We start from the raw sequence: 15,450 nt of genomic DNA on the forward strand, positions 1-15,450 counted from the left end.
AGAAGAAGAAGTGTCAGGCCCGGCCGGTCCAGCGCGCCAGCCGGCGTTCGAGCGCGCGCGCCGAGGCGTTCATCAGCCATCCGACGAGGCCGATGACGAACATGCCGAAGATCACCAGGTCCATCTGGAAATGCTCGCTGCCCTCGATCAGCGTGTTGCCGATGCCCTTGCCGGCGACCAGCAGGTATTCGGCGCCGATGGTGGCGAGCCAGGAATAGATGAGCGCGAGGTACACGCCCGTGAAGATGGCGGGCAGCGCGGCCGGCAGCACCACCTGCGCGAGCGTCTCCCAGCGCGTGAAGCCGTAGACGCGCGCCACCTCGAGCAGCGCGGGCGGCACGGTGCGGATGCCGTCGCAGGTGTTGACCACCACCGGCACCAGCGCGGCCAGCGAGAGGAACACCACCTTGGCCACGTCGCCGAGGCCGAACCAGACCGAGATCAGCGGAATCCACGCGAACAGCGAGATCTGCTTGAAGGTGTTGAAGCTCGGGCCGACGATGCGGTCGAACAGTGGCCACAGGCCCAGCAGCGCGCCGAGCACCAGGCCCGAGGCGGTGCCGATCAGGAAGCCCGTGGCCTCGCGCGCGAGGCTGGCGCCGAGCGCGCGCCACAGGCGGCCGCTGACGATCTGGTCGGCGGCGGTCGCGAGCACCTTCTGCGGCGAGACCAGCAGCGCCGAATTGACCACGTCGAGCCACGACAGCAGCGTCCACAGCGCGATCGCCACGGCGGGCAGCGCCAGGCCGCGCCAGCGGCTGCGATCGACGGGCCGCAGCGGCTGCACCGCGGCCAGTTCGGCCGCGTCGCGCGACAGCGAGGCGGGCCCGCTCATCGCGCGGCACCGCCCGGGCGGTGCCGGTGCAGCGTGTTCTCGAGCCGCTCGAGCAGGCGGTCGATGGCCCAGCCGATCGCGCCCACGATCACCACCGCGGCCATCACCAGGTCGAGCTGGAACAGCTGGCGGCCATAGACGATCAGGTAGCCCAGCCCTTCGCTCGAGGCGACCAGCTCGACCACCACCAGCGACAGCCAGGCCTTGGTGAAGCCCAGCCGCACGCCCGTGAACAGCGTGGGCACGGCATGCGGCAGCACGATCTCCAGCACCTGCTGGCGCCGGCTGTAGCCGTACACCTCGCCGACCTCGCGCAGCGATTGCGGCGTCTGCCGGAAGCCCTGCAGCGTGTTGAGCGCCACCGGCACCAGCGCCGCCTTGGCGATCAGGATGTACTTGAGCGGCTCGCCGATGCCCACGATCAGCAGCACGAAGGGCAGCCAGGCCAGCACCGGGATCTGCACCAGCGCGTTGAAGCTCGGCAGCAGGTAGGCCTCGACGCGGCGCGACAGGCCCATGGCCGTGCCCAGCAGCAGCCCCAGCAGCGCGCCGATCGCGAAGCCCACGCCCACGCGCGCGAAACTGGTGCTCACGTGCAGCCAGAGGTCGCCGCTGGTCGCGAGGTCGCGCAGCGTCTCGGCCACGAACTCGGGCGGCGGCAGCACCTGCGGCGAGATCCAGCCCTGGCCAGCACCCACGAACCACAGCGCGAGCAATGCGGCGGGCAGCAGCCAGGGCAGGGCGGCGTCGCCGAGGCGGCGCCACGGCAAGGAGAAGCGTAGCGGCGCGACCTGCTCGCGCTGCAGGACCGCCGACAGTTCGGCTTCGGCGCTCATCGCGACGCGACCGCGGGCCCAGCCTTCGGCTGCCCCTTCGCGTCAAAAGCGCTCCAGTAGCCCTCGAGGCCCTGCTTCTTGAGCGCGGCCTTGAGGTAGCGCGTGTCGAACCAGTCGTCGACCGTGACCTCGCGGCGGATCAGCTTGAGCTTGAGCGCGTCGCCGACCACGGCCTTGTAGCGCGCCACGATGAAGTCGTCGGCCAGCGGCGAGTTGCGCTGCGCCAGCGGCTGCTTGTCGAACTCGGCGGTCCACGAGGCGACCGGCGTGCCGCTGCGGGCCCAGATGCGGAACAGCTCGTCGCGGTTCTTCTCCTCCGACGACCAGTGGGCGGCACGCACGAACACGTCGACCACGCGCTGCACCTCGGCGGGGTTGGCCTGCTCGAACTCGCTGCGCACCAGCAGCGCGGCCTGGCGCGTGAGCGCCGGATCGCGGCCCTGGGTGGAATAGACCACCTTCGCGAGCCCCTGGTCGCGCACCTTGAACCATTCGTAGCCGCCGAAGGCCGCGTCCACGCCGTTCGAGACCAGCGCCGCCTGCGCGCTGCCGGTGTCGAGGTTCACGCCCTTGATGTCGCGCTCGGCCAGGCCTTCGGCCGCCAGCACGTTGATCGCGACCAGGTGGCCGTTGGTGCCGCGGAAGATCGACACCGTGCGGCCCTTGAGGTCCTTGATCGACTGGATGGCCGACTGCGTCGGCGTGACCAGGTAGAGGTTGTTGCGCGCGCCGCTGACCAGCAGCACCTTGGTCTTGAGGCCGTTCGAGCGCCCGACGATCGAGGGCAGGTCGCCCTGGTAGGCGAAGTCGATCTGCTTGTTCGACAGCGCCTCGTTCACGGCCGGGCCCGCGCCCTTGAAGAACAGCCACTCGACCTTGATGCCCGAGGCCTTGAACTCTTCCTCGAGCCAGTTGTTGGCGCGCGCCACGCCGCCGGGCGAACCGCCCCAGGTGACGGGATCGCCGCCGCCCGCCGTGGCCACGCCGATGCGGATGGTGTCGGGCGCGGCCTGCGCCGAGGCCGCGAGGGCGGTGGCCAGCAGCGCGGTCCAGCGCGGGAGATGCCGCATCGGCTTCATGGCGTGCCTTTCTTCGCGGCCAGCTTGCGGCCGACCTCGGTGCCTTCGAAGAAGCGCGGATTGGCCTCGGTGTAGAAGCGGTGCGGGTTCTCGAACACGAAGGCCCGGAAGTCGGCCGCCGAGATCACGCCCTGCTGCACCAGGTCCCAGGTTTCGGCCAGCGGCTCGGTGAACTCGGGCACGTCCCAGTGGCCCACGTCGGACGACCAGATCGCGTTGATCTTCACGCCCAGCGGGTTCACCTTGTCGTTGAAGGCCGCGGCCACGGTGCGGTCGTCGGCTTCCGAGCCGAAGTAGAAGTTGTTCACCCAGCGGTCGCGGATGTCCTCGACCTTTTCGATGCCCGCGAGCGCGAAGTCGTCGATCTCGCTCTCGTTCGGTTCGCGGCTGTGCGGCAGCGCCGAGATGCCCAGGCTGTCGCGCAGCAGCGTGGCCTTGTCGAGCGTGCGGCCTTTGAGCAGGTCGCCGCCATGACGCTCGAACAGCGAGGCCAGCAGCTCGATGTCGGCCTCGGCCGGGTCGTAGTTGTGTATCGCATGCCGGTTGCGTTTCTCCCAGCGGTCCACCAGGTGCGTGTAGACGTGAGAACCCCAGTCCGCGCCGCCTTCGAGCAGGCCCACGCGCAGCCCCGGGAAGCGCCGCGTCACGCCGCCGAAGAACAGCGCCTTGGCGAAGGCCTGCGAGCCGTCGGCGAAGTGGCCGATGTGGTTGTTCATGTAGTTGCTGATCGACTGCCGGCCGGTCCAGCCCTGGCTGCCGTAGTGCGTGGTCACCGGCACGCCGAGTTCCACCACCTTGGCCCAGAAGGGGTCGTAGTCGTGCTCGCTGTCGATGCCGTAGAAGTCGATGTGGCCGACCTGCTTGGCGATCTCTGGATGCTCGGCGGCCGGGTACTTCTCGGCGATGGCGCGGATCGGGCGGCGCACGCCGCCCGCGATGTTGATGACCTTCAGGCCCAGCGTCTTGACCGCGAACTCCAGCTCCTCGATGCCCTCTTGCGGCGAGTGCAGCGGTATGCCCGCCACCGGCGTCAGCCGGTCGGCGTAGGGCCGGTACTGGTCGGCGTGGAAGTGGTTGATGGCGCGGTGCAGCGGCTGGCGGTATTCGCTGCCGGCCGCGGCCGGCGAGAGCACATCGTTGGGGAACAGGATCGAGTAGTCCGAGCCCTGCTCGCCCAGGCGCTCGTGCAGCAGCGCGGGCAGGGTGTAGGTCGCGAGGTCGTAGGTGTTGCGCGTGACGCGGGCCCACCAGGGCGCGCGCAGCGTGCGGTGGAACTGGCGTTCCTCGGCCGACTGCTGGTACCAGTCCTTGCCGCCGCCGTTGCGCGTGACGAAGCGCCCGCCGAGCGCCTTGCGCAGCGCGTCGACCAGCTTGTTGCCGCCGTACTGCGCCACGTAGTCCTCGAGCACCGGCGCGAAGTCGTTGACGTGCACGTCGGTGTCGATCACCGGATGGTCGAGGCCGGCCTTCACGGCGGCCGAGCGCGAGGCATGCACGCGCTGGAGTCGGTCGTTCATCTGCGGGGTCCTTGCTGAAAGAGGATCGACGCAGACTAAGGTGGCCGCCGGTGGCGGGCCAACGAAGGCTTTCAGGGATGCTTAGCCGTCGTTCGCATATGGATGCAAAGGTTCGCGGGGGCCGGCTGTCATGTCGCGCCTTCGAACTCCCCCTTGCGCAGCTTCAGCGCCACGTCGAAGAAAGAGGCGAGCACGCGGCTGTCGCGTCGCACCTGCAGGCAGTAGAGGTAGGTCTGCGTCACCGCGGGATCGCCCTCGATGCGCACGGTGCGCAGGCGCGCGTCGGGAATGAACTCGGCCTCGGAGACCGCGCCGATGCCGATGCCGCGCGCAGCCGCTTCGCGGATCGCCTCGCGGCTGCCGATCTCCATCGCGAGCCTGGGCCGGACGCCCGCGCGCGCGAAAGCCTCGTCGAGCGCGCGCCGCGTGCTGGAACCGCTCTCGCGCTGCAGCATCGGCTGGCCGTGCAGTTCCTCGAGCCGGATCTCTCCGCGCCTGGCGAACGGATGGTCGCGGTGCACGAACAGGATCAGCGCATGGCGCGCATAGGGCGTCGCGCTGAAACCCGGCGCCTCGTGGAAGCGCGCGAGCACGCCGATGTCGACCGCGTACTCCTCGAGGTCCTTGAACACCGACGACGAATTGCCCATGCGGATCGAGACGTCGAGCCGCGGATAGCGCTTGCGGTAGGCGTCGACCATCTCGATCACGTGGAAGGGACCGACCGCGCCGAGCTTGAGCTCGCCCGACTGCAGGTCGCCGCTGTCGTGCAGCAGGTTGTACGAATCGAGCTCGAGCGCCGCGATCTGGCGCGCGATGGGCAGCAGGCGCTCGCCGACGCTGGTGAGCTCGATGCGGTGGCCCTGGCGGTGGAACAGCATGACCTTGTGCTGGCGCTCCAGCGCCTGGACCTGGGTGGTGAGCGTGGGCTGGCTCAGGCCCACGGCACGCGCGGCGGCGCTGAAGCTGCCGTGCTGGGCGACGGCGAGGAAGGCGCGGAGTTTGGCGGCGGACATCCATAGATTGTTTGAATGGAATCGTGACAAATCCGTGATCGATCTGATATGCGGCTGTCACATGGCGTTCTTAGCCTTGGGGTAGTCGCAGGCCGACGCCTGCCGTTCCGGTCCCTTCCAGTCCCTTTTTTCCATCCCAGACACCACCATGAACACCCTTCTCCGCCTGCGCCGCAGCCTGATCGCCCTGGCCCTTTCGGCAGTTTCCGCGGTCGCCGCCCTGCCGGCCCTGGCCGCGCAGCCCCTCACCATCGGTCTGATCCCGGCCGAGGATTCGCAGGCCATGATCGAGAGCAGCCGCCAGGTGCTCGACAGCCTGCAGCAGCAGCTCGGCATGCCGGTCAAGCCCTTCGTGGCGACCGACTACAACGGCGTGATCGAGGCGCTGCGCTCGAAGAAGCTCGACGTGGCCTACCTCGGCCCGTTCTCGTACGTGCTCGCGAACCAGGTCGCGGACGTGGAAGCCTTCGCGGTGGCCGTGACGAAGAAGACCGGCCAGAGCTCCTACAAGAGCGTGATCATCGCGCGCAAGGACAGCGGCATCGCCAGGACCGCCGACCTCAAGGGCCGCAGCTTCGCCTTCGTCGACCCGACCTCGGCCTCGGGCCACCTGTTCCCCAAGTCGGGCCTGCTGCAGGCCGGCCATGACCCCGAGACCTTCTTCGGCCGCGTGATCTTCTCGGGCTCGCACGACGCCAGCATCCTGGCCGTGGCCAACAAGAAGGTCGACGCCGCCGCCGTGGCCGACCGCATCCTCGCGAGCGCCATCGCCAAGGGTCAGGTCAAGCAGGACGAGCTCGAGATCGTCTGGTCGTCGAGCCCGATCCCCGAATCGCCGATGGTCTGGCGCAAGGACCTCGATCCGGCGCTGAAGGCGAAGATCGCGAAGGCACTGGCCAACGTGAAGGACCTGCCGTGGGGCGACCAGGGCGTGCTCAATGGCTTCCAGCCCACCACCGACGCAGCCTACAACGTGGTGCGCGACACCGCCAAGGTGCTCAAGCTCGACCTGCGGAGCATGAAGTGATCCGCATCCGGCAGCTCACCAAGCGCTATGGCGACAACGCCGTGCTGCGCGGCGTGGACCTCGATGCCGCGGCGGGCGAGTTCGTGGTGGTGCTCGGCGAATCGGGGGCCGGCAAGTCGACCCTGCTGCGCTGCGTGAACCGGCTGGCGCTGGCCGACGGCGGCGAGCTCAGGGTCGACGGCATGGACGCCGTGAACTGCGCCGACACGCGCGCGCTGCGCCAGCGCGTGGCGATGATCTTCCAGCACCACAACGTGGTGCCGCGGCTCAGCGCGCTGAAGAACGTGCTCACGGGGCGGCTCGGCGCGGTGTCGACCCTGGCCTCGGTGCTGCATTTCTTCAGCCGCGCCGATATCGCGCTGGCGCACGAATGCCTGGGCCGCGTGGGACTCGCGCACAAGGCCCATGCGCGCACCGATTCGCTCTCGGGTGGCCAGATGCAGCGTGTGGGCATCGCGCGCGCGCTCGCGCAGCAGCCGCGGCTGATCCTCGCCGACGAGCCGGTCGCGAGCCTCGACCCGCAGACCTCGCGCAAGGTGCTGCAGTACCTGCGCGATGCCTCGCGCGACCTCGGCATCACCGTGCTGTGCAACCTGCACCAGGTCGACTACGCGCGCGAGTTCGCCGACCGCATCGTCGGCCTCTCGCAGGGCCGCGTCGTGTTCGACGGCGCGCCGCAGGCCATGGGGCCCGAGGACATCGACCGCATCTACGTGCCGCAGCCCGCGGTCGACCACAAGGAGCCCGCCGCGCAGGCCGTGCCGCTGCCGCTCTTTGCACGCACCGAAGGACACGCATGAACACCCCCTCGACCCGATACGCCTGGACCGGCCCGCTGCCCGAGAGCCGCCGCGGCTGGTTCAACCTGCTGATCGGCCTGTGCGTGGTCGGCTGGGCATTGCAGTGGAGCGCCGGCGGCGCGCAACTGAGCTGGTCCGAACTGGCGGCGGGCCTGCCGCAGATCCTCGATTTCCTGGGCCGCACCATGCCGCCCGACACCAACATCCTGAGCCGCCTGGTCGCGCCCGCGCTCGAGACCATCCAGATCGCCGTCTGGGGCACGCTGCTGGCGGTGCTGCCCGCGATTCCGCTGTCCTTCCTGGCGGCGCGCAATCTGCAGAGCCGGCGCTGGGTCTACCAGTGCACGCGCCAGGCCCTCAACGTGGTGCGCAGCATCAACGAGCTGATCCTCGCGCTGGTGTTCGTGTCGGCCGTGGGGCTCGGTCCGTTCCCCGGCGTGCTGGCGCTCGCGCTGCATGGCGCGGGCATGCTCGGCAAGTTCTTCGCCGATGCCATCGAGGAGATCGACCAGGGACCGCTCGAGGCCCTGCGCGCCACCGGCGCGCGGCCGCTGCAGGTGATCGTGTTCGGCGTGCTGCCGCAGGTCGTCACGGCCTGGATCGCCGTGGTGCTGTACCGCTTCGAGGTGAACCTGCGCTCGGCCACCGTGCTGGGCATGGTGGGCGCGGGCGGGCTGGGCTTCGAGCTGGTGAGCAGCCTCAAGCTGTTCCGCTACCAGGAGACCGCCACCTGCATCATCGTGATCACCGTGATGGTGATCGTGGCCGACCTGCTCTCGAGCCAGCTGCGCCACCGCATCCAGCACAGCGGCCGGCACTGAAGGCCGCACGGATCTTTTTTCTCTCTCTCGCCCGGCCGCATGACGCGGCCGTGGCGCGAGCTTTCCCGAACCCATCATGTGGACCTACTACAACCCCGTGGACGTGCACGCCGGCTGCGGCTCGCTCGATGCGCTGCCCGGGCTGCTCGGCGCACGCCGCGCGATCCTGATCGCCTTCCCCGAGGCGGTCGGCCTCGGCCTCGTCGATCGCATCCGCGGCCTGCTGGGCGAGCGCCTCGCGAGCGTCGAGACCGAGGTGCTGCCGAACCCCGACGTGGCCTGGCTGGCGCCGATGTACGAACGGCTGTGGCGCGAGCAAGCGGAGGTCGACTGCGTCATCGCGCTCGGTGGCGGCAGCGTGATCGACTGCGCGAAGGTGATGCTCACGCGCCCCGCGGCCGGGCGCTTCGACGAACTGCTCGCGCTGCTCGAAGGCGCCGACAGCGCGCCGGCCGCGGCCCGGCGGCACCGGCGGCTGCTGGCCATTCCCACCACCGCGGGCACCGGCAGTGAAGTCACGCCCTGGGCCACCGTGTGGGACCAGGCCCATGCGCGCAAGCTGTCGCTGCAGCTGCCGTGGACCTGGCCCGAGGCCGCCATCGTCGATGCCGACCTGATGCTGAGCCTGCCGCATGCGGCCACCCTGGCCAGCGGCCTCGATGCGCTGTCGCATGCGCTCGAGTCGCTGTGGAACGTGCATCGCAACCCGGTGTCGGCAAGCCTGGCTGTGAGCGCGGCGCGCAGCATCGTCGCCACGCTGCCCGAACTGCTGGCACGGCCCGACCGGCCCGAGCTGCGCGAGCGCCTGGCCACCGCGGCGCTGCAGGCCGGCCTGGCGTTCTCCAACACGCGCACTGCGCTCGCGCATTCGCTGTCCTACGACATCACGCTGCGGCATGGCGTGCCGCACGGCATCGCGTGTTCGTTCAGCCTGCCGCGCATCATGCAGCTCGCGGCCGGGCGCGATCCGGCGCTCGATGCGTTGCTGCTGTCGGTGTTCGATGCGCACGACATCGAGCAGGCCGTCGCGTCGCTGAGCGCCTTCTTGGAGGGGCTGGGCGTGAGCGTCGATCCGCTGAGCTATGGCATTCCCGAGGCGGACTGGAGCGAGCGCATCCTGCAGGCGCTGGCCGGTGCGCGCGGGCGCAACTTCATCGCCGCGGACGCCGGCTGATCAGCACGCGCGGGCGGTGTTCGCCGCCGTGCGCGGGTATTCCATCTCCTGCATCACCCAGTCGCGCCGCGCGTTGCCGTAGCGGCCCGCGATCTCGCACAGCGTGCGGTCGAGCTGCTGCACCGGCTTGAGCGCGGCCACCAGCGGCAGCGGCTGTACTTCGCGCGTGGCGGGGCCGGCCACCAGCACGAGACCGCTGCGCAGCTTCACCGGGCCCGAGGACGAGACCGCCTCGACATCGACATGCCCCGTGCGCGTCCACGCATCGGTGGCCAGCGCGAGCGCGATGTCGTCGGCACCATCGCGCACCTCGAGCCGGCGGCGCTCGCCGCGCCAGAACGCGGCCTTGTTGAACAGGTACTCGGCGCCGCGGGCGGTCGTGAGGCTGAAGGGCGCGCTCGCATGCGCGGGGCTCCAACCGTCCACGCCGAGTTCGGCCGCCATCGCCGCGGCCTTCGCGGGCCCGCCGATCGCCTCGACCAGCGCGAGCGTCGCGGGCACCGAGGCCGTGATGCCGGTGGTCGTCGCCACGTCGCGGTCGACCAGGTAGCGCCGGTCGGGCACGTGCGTGGCGCCGGGCCGCTGGCGCAGCGTGCCGCGGTCGTACCAGTGGCCGGCAAAGCGCCGGCCGTCGAGCAGGCCGGCCTGCGCGAGCACGAGCGCGCCCGAGCACACGCCGATCACACGCGCGCCCCGGCTGGCCTGTTGTTGCAGCCAGGCCCTCACCGCGGGCGCATCGGCCGGCTCCATCGCGGGCACAATCACGTAGTCGGCGCCCGCGGGATGGGCGCGGTCGAAGGTGGCGAAGTCCTGTGCGCCCTCGACCTGCAGCGCCGGGAACAGCGTGACCCGGCCCGCGCGCGGCGCCACGATCCGCACTTCGGCCACGTCGGCGCGCTGCAGCACCGCGTGGGGCAGCAGCAGGTCGGTGAGCTCGGTGCCCTCGTTGAGCGCCAGCATGGCGACCACCGGCCGGCCGGGCCGGCGCGGCTTCATGGCCTCGACGAAAGCCTGCCGGTCGCGCGCGAGCGCCGCCTCGTCGTGCGCCGCGGGCGGCACCGCCGCATCGCGCGTGCCCGTGCCGCATCCCGCCAACCCGATCGCCGCCATACTCGCGCACAGCAGCGCACGCAGCCCGTTCCACATGGAGAATCCCCTTCATGACCTCGATGCACCGAGCTTAGGAATGCCGACCCCCACCCACAAGGACGAAGAAGCCGCGGTTCCTGCCAGCACCGTCGTGCTGGTCGCGTTCGACGGCGTCGAGGCCATCGACGTCGCGGGCCCCGCCAGCGTGTTCAGCAAGGCCGAGCAATTACGACCCGGCAGCTACGAGGTGCTGATCGCCTCGCCGGGTGGCGGCACCGTGTCGACCAACAGCGGCCTGCAACTGGGTGGCACTTGCAGCCTGGATGCATTGCCCGGGGCCATCGACACCCTGATCGTGGCCGGCGGCGACGAACCCGCCGTGCGCCACGCCATCCTCGAGCAGCGCATCGGCGACTGGATCGCCCAGGCCGCGCCGCGCGTGCGCCGCGTCGCGAGCGTGTGCAGCGGCGCCTTCGCGCTGGCCGCGGCCGGCCTGCTCGACGGGCGCGAGGCCACCACCCACTGGCGCGTGTGCGAGATGCTGCAGGAGCTGCGTCCGCAGGTGCGCGTGCGGCAACAGCGCATCTACGTGCGCGACGGCAAGGTCTGGACTTCTGCGGGCGTGGTCACCGGCATCGAACTCGCGCTCGCGCTGGTCGAGGACGACCTGGGCCACGAGGTCTCGATGGACATCGCGCGCACCCTGGCGCTGCCGATGCTGCGCGGCGGCGAGCAGCCGCAGCTCACCCCCGCGCTCCAGGCGCAGGCCAGCGCGAGCCATCGGCTGCGCGAACTGGTCGCATGGATCGGCACCCATCCGCGGGAAGACCTCGCGGTCGAGGTGCTGGCCGAGCGCGCCGGCATGAGCCCGCGCAACTTCGCGCGCGCCTTCGCGGCCGAGACCGGGTGCACGCCCGCGCGCTTCGTCGAGCGCACGCGCGTGGCGGCGGCGGCGCAGTTGCTGCGGCAGACCGGGTGGACGCAGGAACGGATCGCGAGCCGCAGCGGGTTTCGGTCGGTGGATGCGTTGCAGCGCGCGTTCGTGCGGCTGCATGGGGTGACGCCGGGCGGATGGCGCGATGCGGCGCGGGTCGAAACACGAGGAGGGACATGGGAATGAGCGAAACGAAGCCGTCCGGCCACGCGGTGCTGATCGCGGGCGCCGGCCCCACCGGCATGATGCTCGCGGGCGAACTGGCGCTGGCCGGCGTCGATGTCGCGATCCTCGAGCGGCGCTCGAACCAGGATATCGAAGGATCGCGCGCCGGCGGCCTGCATGCGCGCACTCTCGAGATCTTCGACCAGCGCGGCATCGTCGACCGGTTCCTGGCCGAGGGGCAGACCGCCCAGGTGGCCGCGTTCGGCCTCAACCGGCTCGACATCAGCGATTTCCCGACGCGGCACAACTACGGACTGGCGCTGTGGCAGAAGCACATCGAGCGCATTCTTGCGGGATGGATTGCCGAACTGGGCGTGACCACGTATCGGGAGCGCGAGGTGGTCGGCTTCGATCAGGACGAGGCCGGTGTCGACGTCCATTTGCGCGACGGCCAGACGCTGCGTACGCAATACCTGGTCGGTTGCGATGGTGGGCGCAGCGTGATCCGGAAAGCGGCGGGGATCGAGTTTCCGGGATGGGATGCCACGATCAGCCACATCCTCGCCGAAGCGGAGGTCGCCGAGGAGCCCGTGTGGGGCATGCGGCACGACGCGATCGGCACCCACGGCCTGAGCCGCATGGACGACGGGAAGACCGTGCGGATCATGGTGACGGAGCGCGAAGTGGGGCACGCGGACCAGCCCACGCTGCGCGATCTGAGCGAAGGCCTGATCGCGCATTACGGCACCGACTTCGGCGTACACAGCCCGCTTCATATCTCGCGATTCACGGACATGGCGCGGCAGGCGGCCAGCTATCGCAAGGGGCGCGTGCTGTTGGCCGGAGATGCGGCGCATGTGCACTACCCGGCGGGCGGGCAGGGGCTCAATCTCGGCGTGCAGGATGCCTTCAACCTCGGGTGGAAGCTGGCGCAAGTGGTCAAGGGGATCTCGCCGGACAGCCTGCTCGACAGCTATCAGGCGGAGCGGCATCCGGTAGGGGCGCTGGTGCTGCGCAATTCGCTGGCGCAGGTCGCGCTGCGGCGGCAGGACGATCGCAGCAAGGCGTTGGCGGAGAGCGTGTCGGAACTGCTTCGGATGGAGGAGCCGCGCAAGCGCTTCGCGGGAATGATGTCGGGGTTGGACATCCGGTATGACCTGGGGGAGGGGCATCCGCTGGTGGGCAGGAGGATGCCGGATCTCGAGGTCGTGACTGCGGAAGGTACGAAGCGCGTCTTCGCGCTGATGCATTCGGCGCGGCCGCTGCTGCTGAATTTCGGGGTTCCGGGCGGCCTGGATGCGAAACGCCTGGCCGACAAGGTCCAGGTGATCGACGCCGGCTTCGATGGCACCTGGGAGCTCCCGGTGCTCGGCGAGGTCGGTGCGCCAGCGGCCGTGTGGGTCAGGCCCGACGGCTACGTGGCGTGGGTCGGGGAGTCATCGTGGGAGGGGCTTGAAGAAGCCCTGGCCACCTGGGTTGCGGCGCCATGCACGACCTGAAGCGTCAGGACGCTACTTGCAATCCCCACCCATCGACACAGTCCCATCCCTGCACTCGGTCAGCATCGGCTCCCCCACGGAAGCCGAGCCCGGTCCCGGCGCAGAACCCGCGCCAGTACCGACGTCCCTCTCATAGACGATCTTCCTGCTGCCCAGCTCGCAGCTGCCCACCACCTGCCCGCTCGTCGACGCGTTGGCATCGACGACGGCCACGGTGAAGCGCGCCACGCCGGCGGCGGCGATCTTCGACTCGATGCGGGTGCGCAGGGCCTCGCAGTCCTCGGCCGCGTGCGCGCTGCCCGCCGCGCCGGCCAGGGCCAGCACGGCGGGGAGCATCGCGAGCCAGGAGGGCTTCATGGCTGCTGCCACCCGCGCGATGCCGATCAGCCCTGGGCCGAGGCCAGCGCCGCGTTGAGCGTGGCGCTCGGGCGCATCACGGCCTCGAACTTCACCTTGTCGGCAAGGTAGTAGCCGCCGATGTCCACGGCCTTGCCCTGCACGGCGGCGAGTTCCTCGACGATCTTCTGCTCGTTGGCGGCGAGGGTGTCGGCCAGCTTGACGAAGGCGGCCTGCAGCTCCTTGTCGTCGGTCTGCGCGGCCAGTTCCTGCGCCCAGTACATCGCCAGGTAGAACTGGCTGCCGCGGTTGTCGAGCTGGCCGGTCTTGGGCGAGGGGTTCTTGTTGTTGTCGAGCAGCTTGCCGGTGGCGGTGTCCAGGGTCTTGGCGAGGATCTTGGCCTTCTGGTTGCCGGTCTTGATCCCCAGGTCCTCCAGGCTCACGGCCAGCGCGAGGAACTCGCCGAGCGAATCCCAGCGCAGGTGGTTCTCTTCCACCAGCTGCTGCACGTGCTTGGGGGCCGAGCCGCCCGCGCCGGTCTCGTAGAGGCCGCCGCCGGCCATCAGCGGCACGATCGACAGCATCTTGGCCGAGGTGCCCAGCTCCATGATCGGGAACAGGTCGGTCAGGTAGTCGCGCAGGATGTTGCCGGTGGCGCTGATGGTGTCGAGGCCGCGGACCACGCGTTCCAGCGTGTAGCGCATGGCGCGCACCTGGCTCATGATCTGGATGTCCAGGCCCGAGGTGTTGTGCTCGTGCAGGTACATCTTGACCTTGGTGATCAGCTGGGCCTCGTGCGGGCGGTAGGCGTCGAGCCAGAACACGACCGGCATGCCGGAGTTGCGCGCGCGCGTGACGGCCAGCTTGACCCAGTCGCGGATCGCGGCGTCCTTGACCTGGCACATGCGCCAGATGTCGCCCTGCTCCACGTCCTCGCTCATCAGCACTTCGCCGGTGTCCAGGTCGGTGATGTTGGCGACGCCGTCCTCGGGGATCTCGAAGGTCTTGTCGTGCGAGCCGTACTCCTCGGCCTTCTGCGCCATCAGGCCGACGTTGGGCACGGTGCCCATGGTCTTGGGGTCGAAGGCGCCGTGCCACTTGCAGAAGTTGATCATCTCCTGGTAGATGCGGGCGAAGGTCGATTCGGGCATCACGGCCTTCACGTCCTTCAGGCGGCCGTCGGCGCCCCACATCTTGCCGCCGTTGCGGATCATCGCGGGCATGGAGGCATCCACGATCACGTCGTTGGGCGAGTGGAAGTTGGTGATGCCCTTGGCCGAGTCGACCATGGCGAGTTCGGGGCGGTGCTCGTGGCAGGCGTGCAGGTCGCGCTTGATCTCGTCCTGGGTGCTCTGGGGCAGGGTGGCGATCTTGTTGTAGAGGTCGACCATGCCGTTGTTGACGTTGATGCCCAGCTCGTCGAACAGCTTGCCGTGCTTCTCGAAGGCTTCCTTGTAGAAGATCTTCACGCAGTGGCCGAACACGATGGGGTGCGAGACCTTCATCATGGTGGCCTTGACGTGCAGCGAGAACATCACGCCGGTCTTGTGCGCGTCCTCGATCTCCTTCTCGTAGAACTCGAGCAGGGCCTTCTTGCTCATGAACATGGAGTCGATGACCTCGCGGTCCAGCAGCGCGACCTTGGGCTTGAGCACGATGGTCTTGCCGCTCTTGGTGATGAGCTCCATCTTGACGTTGCGCGCGCGGTCCAGGGTCATGGACTTCTCGCCGTGGTAGAAGTCGCCGCCGTGCATGTGCGAGACGTGCGAGCGCGAGGCCTGGCTCCAGTCGGCCATGCTGTGCGGGTTCTTGCGGGCGTATTCCTTGACGGCCTTGGGCGCGCGGCGGTCGGAGTTGCCTTCGCGCAGCACGGGGTTCACGGCGCTGCCGGTGCACTTGTTGTAGCGCGCGCGGATGTCCTTTTCCTCGTCCGTGGTCGGGTTTTCGGGGTAGTCGGGGATCTTGTAGCCCTTGCCCTGCAGTTCCTTGATGGCCGACTTGAGCTGGGCCACCGAGGCGCTGATGTTGGGCAGCTTGATGATGTTGGCTTCGGGCTTGAGGGTCAGCTTGCCCAGCTCGGCGAGGTTGTCCGGCACTTTCTGGTCGTCGCTCAGCAGTTCGGGGAACTCGCCCAGGATGCGGGCCGCCACGGAGATGTCGCTGGTTTCGACGTTGATCCCGGCCGGATTCGCGAAGGCGCGGATGATGGGCAGGAATGCGTAGGTCGCCAGCAGGGGCGCCTCGTCGGTCAGGGTGTAGACGATGGTGGGTTGCTTCGTGCTCATGCGCTTCTTCCGTAGATGCAGGTTGTCAAGTGCTGGA

14 protein-coding genes are annotated in these 15,450 nt (G+C 69.4%); 6 read left to right on the forward strand and 8 right to left on the reverse strand.

Translation table 11 applies throughout. The features are described from left to right. Window positions 1-13: 13 nt before the first annotated feature. From ACODT0_RS01445 to ACODT0_RS01465, 5 genes are all read right to left on the reverse strand, one after another. Window positions 14-835 (reverse strand): ABC transporter permease, encoded by an 822-nt coding sequence (locus ACODT0_RS01445; protein WP_489040347.1) that lies wholly within the window; start codon window positions 833-835, stop codon window positions 14-16. Further along, window positions 832-1,671 (reverse strand): ABC transporter permease, encoded by an 840-nt coding sequence (locus tag ACODT0_RS01450; RefSeq protein ID WP_489040348.1) that lies wholly within the window; start codon window positions 1,669-1,671, stop codon window positions 832-834. Before ACODT0_RS01450 ends, ACODT0_RS01445 begins: the two co-directional genes overlap by 4 nt. After that, the gene (locus tag ACODT0_RS01455; protein ID WP_489040349.1) at window positions 1,668-2,750 is read right to left on the reverse strand and encodes an ABC transporter substrate-binding protein; all 1,083 of its coding nucleotides are present in this window, start codon (window positions 2,748-2,750) and stop codon (window positions 1,668-1,670) included. The genes ACODT0_RS01450 and ACODT0_RS01455 overlap by 4 nt, the downstream gene beginning before the upstream one ends. After that, the gene (locus ACODT0_RS01460; RefSeq protein ID WP_489040350.1) at window positions 2,747-4,267 is read right to left on the reverse strand and encodes an amidohydrolase family protein; all 1,521 of its coding nucleotides are present in this window, start codon (window positions 4,265-4,267) and stop codon (window positions 2,747-2,749) included. Before ACODT0_RS01460 ends, ACODT0_RS01455 begins: the two co-directional genes overlap by 4 nt. Before the next feature lie 128 nt (window positions 4,268-4,395). Further along, window positions 4,396-5,283, reverse strand: coding sequence for a LysR substrate-binding domain-containing protein (locus ACODT0_RS01465; protein ID WP_057593496.1), 888 nt, complete (start codon window positions 5,281-5,283; stop codon window positions 4,396-4,398). Window positions 5,284-5,431: 148 nt separating this feature from the next. On the opposite strand from ACODT0_RS01465, the gene phnD reads away from it, so the two are divergent. The 4 genes from phnD to psrA all read left to right on the forward strand — a co-directional run bounded on the left by phnD (window position 5,432) and on the right by psrA (window position 9,105). Then, window positions 5,432-6,310 (forward strand): phosphonate ABC transporter substrate-binding protein, encoded by an 879-nt coding sequence (gene phnD / locus ACODT0_RS01470; protein WP_261206049.1) that lies wholly within the window; start codon window positions 5,432-5,434, stop codon window positions 6,308-6,310. Next, window positions 6,307-7,110, forward strand: coding sequence for a phosphonate ABC transporter ATP-binding protein (phnC, locus tag ACODT0_RS01475; protein ID WP_261206048.1), 804 nt, complete (start codon window positions 6,307-6,309; stop codon window positions 7,108-7,110). The genes phnD and phnC overlap by 4 nt, the downstream gene beginning before the upstream one ends. Further along, window positions 7,107-7,931 carry a phosphonate ABC transporter, permease protein PhnE gene (gene phnE, locus ACODT0_RS01480; protein WP_203206793.1) on the forward strand — a complete coding sequence of 275 codons (825 nt, stop codon included), beginning with the start codon at window positions 7,107-7,109 and terminating at the stop codon, window positions 7,929-7,931. Before phnC ends, phnE begins: the two co-directional genes overlap by 4 nt. Before the next feature lie 76 nt (window positions 7,932-8,007). After that, window positions 8,008-9,105, forward strand: a complete 1,098-nt coding sequence (gene psrA / locus ACODT0_RS01485; RefSeq protein ID WP_489040351.1) for an iron-containing alcohol dehydrogenase PsrA — start codon at window positions 8,008-8,010, stop codon at window positions 9,103-9,105. Here psrA and ACODT0_RS01490 read toward each other — a convergent pair whose 3' ends face one another. Further along, window positions 9,106-10,251 (reverse strand): DJ-1/PfpI family protein, encoded by a 1,146-nt coding sequence (locus ACODT0_RS01490; protein WP_489040352.1) that lies wholly within the window; start codon window positions 10,249-10,251, stop codon window positions 9,106-9,108. It lies immediately after the preceding gene. Window positions 10,252-10,291: 40 nt separating this feature from the next. On the opposite strand from ACODT0_RS01490, the gene ACODT0_RS01495 reads away from it, so the two are divergent. Beyond that, window positions 10,292-11,314 carry a GlxA family transcriptional regulator gene (locus tag ACODT0_RS01495; protein ID WP_489040353.1) on the forward strand — a complete coding sequence of 341 codons (1,023 nt, stop codon included), beginning with the start codon at window positions 10,292-10,294 and terminating at the stop codon, window positions 11,312-11,314. Continuing rightward, complete coding sequence (locus tag ACODT0_RS01500; protein WP_489040354.1) at window positions 11,311-12,792, forward strand: FAD-dependent monooxygenase; 1,482 nt, start codon at window positions 11,311-11,313, stop codon at window positions 12,790-12,792. Before ACODT0_RS01495 ends, ACODT0_RS01500 begins: the two co-directional genes overlap by 4 nt. Window positions 12,793-12,804: 12 nt before the next feature. Here the strand turns inward: ACODT0_RS01500 and ACODT0_RS01505 are convergent, their stop codons facing one another. Next, entirely contained in the window at window positions 12,805-13,149 is a 345-nt protein-coding gene (locus ACODT0_RS01505) for a DUF1161 domain-containing protein (RefSeq protein ID WP_261206042.1), read from the reverse strand. 26 nt (window positions 13,150-13,175) lie between these two features. Next, window positions 13,176-15,413, reverse strand: coding sequence for an NADP-dependent isocitrate dehydrogenase (locus ACODT0_RS01510; protein WP_057593503.1), 2,238 nt, complete (start codon window positions 15,411-15,413; stop codon window positions 13,176-13,178). Window positions 15,414-15,450 lie beyond the last annotated feature (37 nt).

This window comes from Variovorax sp. FG153 (assembly GCF_057809595.1).

Bases quoted from the DNA above. Each gene is read 5' to 3' on its own strand.
- ACODT0_RS01455 (WP_489040349.1), bottom strand. From the start codon at position 2,750: ATGAAGCCGATGCGGCATCTCCCGCGCTGGACCGCGCTGCTGGCCACC.
- psrA (WP_489040351.1), top strand. From the start codon at position 8,008: ATGTGGACCTACTACAACCCCGTGGACGTGCACGCCGGCTGCGGCTCG.
- phnD (WP_261206049.1), top strand. From the start codon at position 5,432: ATGAACACCCTTCTCCGCCTGCGCCGCAGCCTGATCGCCCTGGCCCTT.
- ACODT0_RS01505 (WP_261206042.1), bottom strand. From the start codon at position 13,149: ATGAAGCCCTCCTGGCTCGCGATGCTCCCCGCCGTGCTGGCCCTGGCC.
- ACODT0_RS01445 (WP_489040347.1), bottom strand. From the start codon at position 835: ATGAGCGGGCCCGCCTCGCTGTCGCGCGACGCGGCCGAACTGGCCGCG.
- ACODT0_RS01450 (WP_489040348.1), bottom strand. From the start codon at position 1,671: ATGAGCGCCGAAGCCGAACTGTCGGCGGTCCTGCAGCGCGAGCAGGTC.
- ACODT0_RS01465 (WP_057593496.1), bottom strand. From the start codon at position 5,283: ATGTCCGCCGCCAAACTCCGCGCCTTCCTCGCCGTCGCCCAGCACGGC.
- ACODT0_RS01500 (WP_489040354.1), top strand. From the start codon at position 11,311: ATGAGCGAAACGAAGCCGTCCGGCCACGCGGTGCTGATCGCGGGCGCC.
- ACODT0_RS01490 (WP_489040352.1), bottom strand. From the start codon at position 10,251: ATGTGGAACGGGCTGCGTGCGCTGCTGTGCGCGAGTATGGCGGCGATC.
- ACODT0_RS01460 (WP_489040350.1), bottom strand. From the start codon at position 4,267: ATGAACGACCGACTCCAGCGCGTGCATGCCTCGCGCTCGGCCGCCGTG.
- ACODT0_RS01510 (WP_057593503.1), bottom strand. From the start codon at position 15,413: ATGAGCACGAAGCAACCCACCATCGTCTACACCCTGACCGACGAGGCG.
- ACODT0_RS01495 (WP_489040353.1), top strand. From the start codon at position 10,292: ATGCCGACCCCCACCCACAAGGACGAAGAAGCCGCGGTTCCTGCCAGC.
- phnE (WP_203206793.1), top strand. From the start codon at position 7,107: ATGAACACCCCCTCGACCCGATACGCCTGGACCGGCCCGCTGCCCGAG.